Consider the following 6,358-nt stretch of genomic DNA (forward strand, 5'->3'; position numbering starts at 1 on the left):
GGAAATGACGCCGAGGCAAGTCTATCAGAGTCAATGCAATGCCGCGGCGCCGCGAACAGGTAGCCTGCCGCGACATTGCCCGGCAGGCTTGAGACAGGCTTCAGCTCCGATACTGGATCTGGCCGGTCGCCTTGCCCCAAAGATCGTTGAAGTCGACCTTGCCTGGATTGGCGCGGTAGTCGGCGACCGTATCCTTGGTCACGATGACGGCGGTGCCATAGAACTCCCGGTGTTCCTTGGGTTCCTTGGCAATGTCGATCTTGCCGGTGGCGACCGCATAGGGGATCGCCAGGCCCATGCCGCCGGTCCACATCGGATCCCAGGCGACCGTTCCCGCGAATTCTCCGGCCTCGACCGCTGCGACCGCCGCCTCGATGCCGTCCAGGCCGACGACCTGCACCTTGCCTGCAAGACCGTTCTGCCGCAAGGCCTCGAGCGCCCCGACGCCCATGCCGTCATTGGCCGCGAACACTCCCTTTATGTCGTCGCCGAAGCGCGTGATCCAGGCCTGCATGATCTCGAACGCCTTCTGCTCATTCCAGTCGGCCGGCTGGAAGTCGAGCAGCTTGACTTTGCCGCCCGAGGCTTCGATCGCCTGGTCGAGACCGAGCTTGCGCTCGATAGCCGGGACGTTGGACAGGATGCCACCAATGGCGACGATACCGCCCTCACCGCCGAAAGACTTGAACAGCGCTTCGGCGATGGTCTTGGCCGCTGGAACGCCGTCGAACGACATGTGCGCGACGTAGTTCGGATTGTGGTCCCAGGGATGCAGGTCGTCGGGCTTGTTCCATTGGGTGACAACGTAGCCACCGGCCTTTTGAACTTCCTCGACGATGACGCGCGCGTCAGGCGAATCGTTGGGATCGACGTTCAAGATCAGCTTGCCGCCGGTGCGCTGCAGCAGCGCGCGAATGTCGGACATGCCCTTCTGCGAATTTCCTTCGGTGACAAGCTGCTCATACTTCGCGCCGATCGACTTGGCGAACTCCTCGCCGCCCTTGGCGAAGGCCGCGTGATAAGGATTGGCGAGCGAGCGCATGGAATTGGCCAGCGTCCACGTCGTCTCCCCTGCGCGAGCCTGCTGCGCGAACGGTAAACCCAGCGCGCCAGCGGCGCCCAATCCGGCCGCGCCTTTCAGCAGAGCGCGCCTGCTTACCTCTGTTTTCTGCCAGTCAAACTTCGACATTTGATCCTCCCGATCTCAATCTTTGCACTAACCAGTTACTTTATAGCGCAGTCATTCTTGGTGCGCAAGCCGGAAATTCGGAGAGCGTTTTCTGGGAGCTTTTGGGGTGAGACTGCGCGCACTGAGCGCCCGTTTGTGCAGTTCTGTGCGACATTCAATGGCTGTCAGGCCATAGCGTGGCGCGCATACGCCGAGCGCGATTGTGACATCACGGCAGGATCGAAAATCTCCCCTGAACTATCCTGTCTTGTAACCGTCCGGTTACTTCTATACATTGGCTCCGGCCGGGCCGGATAGCCGTTCATGTGAGGAGAGACGATTGCGCAGCGAGCATCTGGATATCAAGACCGAGGGAGCGGTCAGGATTTTGACGATGACTGGCAAGCCACGTCGCGGCAATCCCTTGTCGCGCGAACTCGCGTCCGATCTTGTCGCCGAGTTGATCGAGGCCGAGCAAGATGCGTCGATCCACGCGCTGGTGCTTGCCGGGACCGAAACCCACTTTTCCGTCGGTGCGGATTTGGCGGAGGTCAGGCAGATGACCGGGATTGACGCCGTCTTGGCTGACTGGCTTGAAGAGTTCGACCGCTTCGCCGAAGCCCGCAAGCCGACGATCGCCGCCGTGCGTGGCCACGCAGTGGGCGGTGGCTTCGAACTTGCGCTCTCCTGCGACATCCTGGTGTGCGCCGAAGACGCAAATCTGGCGCTGCCGGAAACCGGCATCGGCGTTATCGCCGGACAGGGTGGAACCCAGCGCCTCATCCAGATGGCGGGACGAGCGATCGCCTCGGACTTGATATTGACAGGCCGGTCACTGTCAGGAAGGGAGGCAAGCGCGCTTGGCATCGCCGCGCGAAGTTGTCCAGCCGACAAGGTCTTTGAGACAGCCATTGCGGTCGGCAAGAAGATCGCAGAGCGCAGCGCGCCGGCGGTGCGCTTTGCACGGGAGGTGATCCGCGAGGCCTCCGAGCACCCGATGCGCCAATCGCTTAGGATGGAGCGGCTGCTCGCCGCGCTGATCCTCGATACGCCGGAACGCAAGCAACGGGTTGCGGCCTTTCTCAACCGCAAGGCGATCAAAACCTAGGATCAGGAGATTTTCACGATCGATATGCTAAGCCGGAGACGTGAGGCTTTCCAAAGAGAGGCGGATGTTTTGACTACAGTGGATCCCGACAAGGCCGTTGAGGCGACGCGCAAGCCCCGCGTGCGCGACGCCGAAGCAACGCAGAGACGCATCCTCGACGCGGCGAAGAAGGAATTCGCCCGCAAGGGATTGGGCGGCGCGCGCGTCGACGACATCGCCGAGCGTGCAAAAGCCAACAAGCGCATGATCTACCATTATTTCGAAAGCAAAGAGAGCCTCTTCCAACGCGTTCTCGAAGACGCCTATGTAGATATCCGGACGGCGGAGCAAAAACTGGAACTCGATCATCTCGCGCCCAAGGAAGCGCTGGAACGGCTGGTCCGCTTCACGTGGAAATACTATCTCGACAATCCTGAGTTCCTGACGATGGTCAACAGCGAGAACCTGCACAAGGCGCGCCACCTCAAGAAGTCCAAGGTCGTCCAGGTCATGAGCCGGCGGTTTGTCGCCATGGTCGATACCATTCTGGAGCGTGGCGCGAAACAGGGCGTATTCCGTGAGGGCATTGATCCGGTTCAATTGAACATCACGATCGCGGCTATCGGCTACTATTACCTCACCAACCGCTTCACCGGTGCCATTATCTACGAGCGTGATCTGATGTCGCGAGAATCTCTCGATACAAGACTGCAGTTCAACATCGATACGATCATGCGCCTGGTCTGCAAATAGGCACCTTCCGGACAGCAGCGAAACGCGGCTACGTTGGAGCCTGCGCTCTGGCTAGAGCGTCGGACGTTCATGCTGAATCGCGAGGGATTTCGCTAATGTTGGGTTTGTGATTTCACTTCCTTATGGAGGTGATTTGCCATGCCCAAGCCATCGAGAAGCATAACCTCGTCAGCCTGCGACTTTGGTCAGGCGATGCAGGGCGAAAGCGGCGAAATAGTCACCGACGCCTCTCGCCTGGAAGCGCTGCATCGCAGCGCCGTCCATATGGGCGCGCCACTCAGCTTCGCTTTCCCATGTCTCGACGAAGATGCGGATCCGGCCATCATCGAGCGACTGATGCAGTTCGTAGCGCAGGCAGCCGTCTTCGAGCAGCGTCTCTGCGACCAGTGGGCGGCTCCGAGCGCCGCCTCCTTGCCGGGTTTGGCGGTGGTGATGGCAATAACGGTAAGCGGTGACTGTGACATCGAAGACCTCTCTCAGGCGATGGTGTTGATGAGGCCGCCCTCGGCGCGCAGCGCGGCGCCGTTGGTGGCCGATGAGCGTGGGCTGGCGAGATAGGCGACGAGACTGGCGACCTCTTCCGCTTCCACCATGCGCTGCAGGATCGAAGAGGAGCGCGCGGTGGCGAAGAATTCGGCCTCGATCTGCTTGATCGGTGCGGACGGGTCGCCCGCCTGGCTGCGCAGGAAAGTCTCTATGCCGTCCGAACGGGTCGGCCCCGGCATCACCGCGTTGACCGTGACGTTGGTGCCGCGCGTCAGTTGTGCCAACCCGCGCGATATCGAGAGCTGCGCCGTCTTGGTGGTCGCGTAGTGGATCATGTCTGCCGGGACGGCGAGACCGGATTCGCTGGAGATGAAGATGATCCGGCCCCAGCTCCGCTCCAGCATGCCAGGCAGATAGGCGCGAGACAGGCGCACGCCGCTCATCACGTTGACATCGAACAGATGGCTCCAGTCCGCGTCGGTGATATCGCCAAACTGCTTGCTCTCGTAGATGCCGAGATTGTTGACGAGGATATCGACTGCCGGCGCGGCCTTGGAGATCAGGGCGGCGCCTTCGGCGGTGGCGGCGTCGGCCAGAACGCCGCTGACGGCCTTGTCGCCTGACGCCTTGACGGTGGCGATCGCCGCATCGAGCTTCGCCCGGTCGCGGCCGGTGATGATGACGATTGCGCCTTCCAGCGCGAGTGCGCGGGCGATTTCGAGCCCGATACCTGCGGTGGCGCCGGTGACAAGAGCGGTTTTGCCGTTCAGTTGCAGATCCATGAAGAGCCTCCAGATTGTGTCTAGACGCTGTTTATGATTTGAGCACGGGAAGAACTATTGCCACTACAAGACATGCACCTGTGAATGGAGATCATCAGTGGCGCGTATTCTGATGGAACGGTCAGGCGAGATGGAGGTGTTCGCCCGCGTGGTGCAGGATGGCGGCTTCTCCGCGGCGGCGCGCAACCTCGACATTACACCGTCTGCGGTGAGCAAGCTGATCGCCCGGCTGGAAGCGCGCCTCGGCACACGCCTTCTGCTGCGCACGACGCGTGCCATCACGTTAACCGAGGAAGGCGAGGCCTATCATCATGCCGCGCTGAGGATCTTGCAGGATCTGAACGACGCCGATCAGGAAGCGTCTGGCGGGGCGGTTCGGGGGCGGCTGAGGGTTAACACCACGATCCCTTTCGGCACCATGTTCGTTGCTCCGGTTATGCCGGCCTTCGTCGCTCGCAACCCCGACCTCGTCGTCGACCTCAGCTTCATGGATGGGATCGTCGACCTCGTCGCGGAGAAGACCGATGTCGCCATTCGCCTGGGCAATTTGCCGGACAGCGGTTTGATTGCTCGCAAACTCGGGCACAGCCGGCGCGTCGTTTGCGCCGCTCCGCACTACATCGCGCGTTATGGCAGGCCTGCAACGCCGGCCGATCTCGAACGCCACGACTGCCTGACATTCAACTTTCGCCGCACCCGGCCATCCTGGCCCTTCCGCTTCGAAGGCAAGGATGTCGGCCAACCAGTTACGGGAAGCCTCGTGGTGAACAATGGCGAGACCATGAAGCAGATGGTACTTGCCGGCGCCGGCGTTGCACGGCTGGGCCTTTTCCATGTCGCCGCCGAAATAGCCGAGGGAAGGCTCGTGCCACTACTCGAAGACTGCAATCCAGGCGACCTCGAACTGGTCCATGCCGTCTATGTCGGCGGCGGACCGCTGCCACACCGCGTACGTGCCTTCATTGAATATATGGTCGAGGTGCTGGACGAAACGCCCCTCCTGAAGGGGATATAGGAGCGGCGCGTCAATATTCGGGTTGTTCAGTCGTGACAGGGCGAAAGCCTGGATCGAGAACGCACCGGCGCCGATCGTGACCACGCCTTGGTCTTCAGCGTGGTGGCCACCGACACCTTAACCCCGAACTCAGAGGGCATGTGCGCCTTGCCCTTGCCGATGCATTCCACCTCGTGCGCGTGCAGGCTGTAGATCTTGCGGCCGCGTTGGCGCTGACGTTGCTCGAGAACTGTGGCGGCCTGGTAGAGCGGCCATTTGAAGAGCGTGTCCAGCCTCGCATCGCCGGCAATCTGGCGATCGATATCGCGAATGGTCCGGCCGAGATAGGTTTTGAGCCTGCACAGCGCCTTGTTGGCCCGCTTGAACTGCCTGGCGTGGGCATAGCGCTGGTGCTTGATCAGCGCCAGCTTGCCGACCCGCACATAGCTCTGGCGCAAATTGAGACCCGTCTTCCCGGCCATCCGCACCAGCCGTTCAAGCAGGGCAAGCAAGTCTGGTGGAAGGAGCAGGGCACTTGCTATGCATCGAAATGTGCATATATTGTGCATATGAGAGGTCGGAGATTTGTCATGGCCGACGCACAGCTCGCACATTCCACGGTGATTTCAGGCTTTGTCGATAGCCTGCAGGAGCCGCGCACGCCTTATATCTCGCCGAAGCGCCTGTCGCAGGCGCTGGGCGTGAAGGTGGCCAACCTGGCCCAGCTGACCGGTGTCCACCGCAACACACTCCGCAATCCCTCGTCGGAGCGCCTGCAGGGCCGGATGCGCGAGATGGTGAAAGTGATCTCGGCGGCGACGGAACTCACCGGCGACGTCAACAAGGCGATCTTTTGGTACCGCAATGAACCGATCGCCGACTATGGTCATCGTACCGCAGCCGAGCTCGTCGCGGACGGCCAGGTCGAGGCGGTTCTGGCCTTTATCCGGGATCTCGAGAATGGGGCGCGCGGGTGAGGATCACCCGCATCGGTCCAGACGAAATCTTCCATCGCTATCTGACACCCAAATGGGCTTTCCTGCCCACCAGCGGTGCAGGCGCGGCGATTGACGGCGGTCGTTTTAACA

At 61.3% G+C, this 6,358-nt stretch carries 6 protein-coding genes and 2 pseudogenes; 4 read left to right on the forward strand and 4 right to left on the reverse strand.

Annotated features, from left to right (window positions below; genetic code table 11):
• Nucleotides 1–100 precede the first annotated feature (100 nt).
• The gene (locus NKI95_RS32080) at nucleotides 101–1,189 is read right to left on the reverse strand and encodes a sugar ABC transporter substrate-binding protein (RefSeq protein WP_352721835.1); all 1,089 of its coding nucleotides are present in this window, start codon (nucleotides 1,187–1,189) and stop codon (nucleotides 101–103) included.
• Nucleotides 1,190–1,508: 319 nt separating this feature from the next.
• Here NKI95_RS32080 and NKI95_RS32085 point away from each other — a divergent pair, with 319 nt between their 5' ends.
• Both NKI95_RS32085 and NKI95_RS32090 read left to right on the forward strand, forming a co-directional pair.
• Nucleotides 1,509–2,276 (forward strand): enoyl-CoA hydratase/isomerase family protein, encoded by a 768-nt coding sequence (locus NKI95_RS32085; RefSeq protein WP_352721836.1) that lies wholly within the window; start codon nucleotides 1,509–1,511, stop codon nucleotides 2,274–2,276.
• A 69-nt stretch (nucleotides 2,277–2,345) separates the two neighbouring features.
• Nucleotides 2,346–3,008: a TetR/AcrR family transcriptional regulator gene (locus tag NKI95_RS32090; protein WP_352721838.1), complete on the forward strand. Its 663-nt coding sequence runs from the start codon at nucleotides 2,346–2,348 to the stop codon at nucleotides 3,006–3,008.
• A 168-nt stretch (nucleotides 3,009–3,176) separates the two neighbouring features.
• Here NKI95_RS32090 and NKI95_RS32095 read toward each other — a convergent pair.
• Nucleotides 3,177–3,472, reverse strand: a pseudogene (locus tag NKI95_RS32095) (putative quinol monooxygenase).
• Between the two features lie 12 nt (nucleotides 3,473–3,484).
• Nucleotides 3,485–4,276, reverse strand: a complete 792-nt coding sequence (locus NKI95_RS32100) for an SDR family NAD(P)-dependent oxidoreductase (protein ID WP_352721840.1) — start codon at nucleotides 4,274–4,276, stop codon at nucleotides 3,485–3,487.
• Between the two features lie 97 nt (nucleotides 4,277–4,373).
• Here NKI95_RS32100 and NKI95_RS32105 point away from each other — a divergent pair, with 97 nt between their 5' ends.
• Nucleotides 4,374–5,291 carry a LysR family transcriptional regulator gene (locus NKI95_RS32105; protein ID WP_352721841.1) on the forward strand — a complete coding sequence of 306 codons (918 nt, stop codon included), beginning with the start codon at nucleotides 4,374–4,376 and terminating at the stop codon, nucleotides 5,289–5,291.
• Between the two features lie 95 nt (nucleotides 5,292–5,386).
• On the opposite strand, the pseudogene NKI95_RS32110 reads toward NKI95_RS32105, so the two are convergent.
• Nucleotides 5,387–5,767, reverse strand: a pseudogene (locus NKI95_RS32110) (IS5/IS1182 family transposase); the annotation flags it as partial.
• Nucleotides 5,768–5,860: 93 nt separating this feature from the next.
• On the opposite strand from NKI95_RS32110, the gene NKI95_RS32115 reads away from it, so the two are divergent.
• On the forward strand, nucleotides 5,861–6,247 hold the full coding sequence (locus NKI95_RS32115) for a hypothetical protein (RefSeq protein ID WP_352721842.1): 387 nt from the start codon (nucleotides 5,861–5,863) through the stop codon (nucleotides 6,245–6,247).
• Nucleotides 6,248–6,358 lie beyond the last annotated feature (111 nt).

Origin of the sequence: Mesorhizobium sp. M0306 (assembly GCF_040321655.1) — a bacterium.
In the GTDB taxonomy this organism is placed as follows: domain Bacteria; phylum Pseudomonadota; class Alphaproteobacteria; order Rhizobiales; family Rhizobiaceae; genus Mesorhizobium.

Coding starts and splice junctions, on each gene's coding strand:
- NKI95_RS32100 (WP_352721840.1), bottom strand. CDS start 4,276: ATGGATCTGCAACTGAACGGCAAAACCGCTCTTGTCACCGGCGCCACC.
- NKI95_RS32080 (WP_352721835.1), bottom strand. CDS start 1,189: ATGTCGAAGTTTGACTGGCAGAAAACAGAGGTAAGCAGGCGCGCTCTG.
- NKI95_RS32115 (WP_352721842.1), top strand. CDS start 5,861: ATGGCCGACGCACAGCTCGCACATTCCACGGTGATTTCAGGCTTTGTC.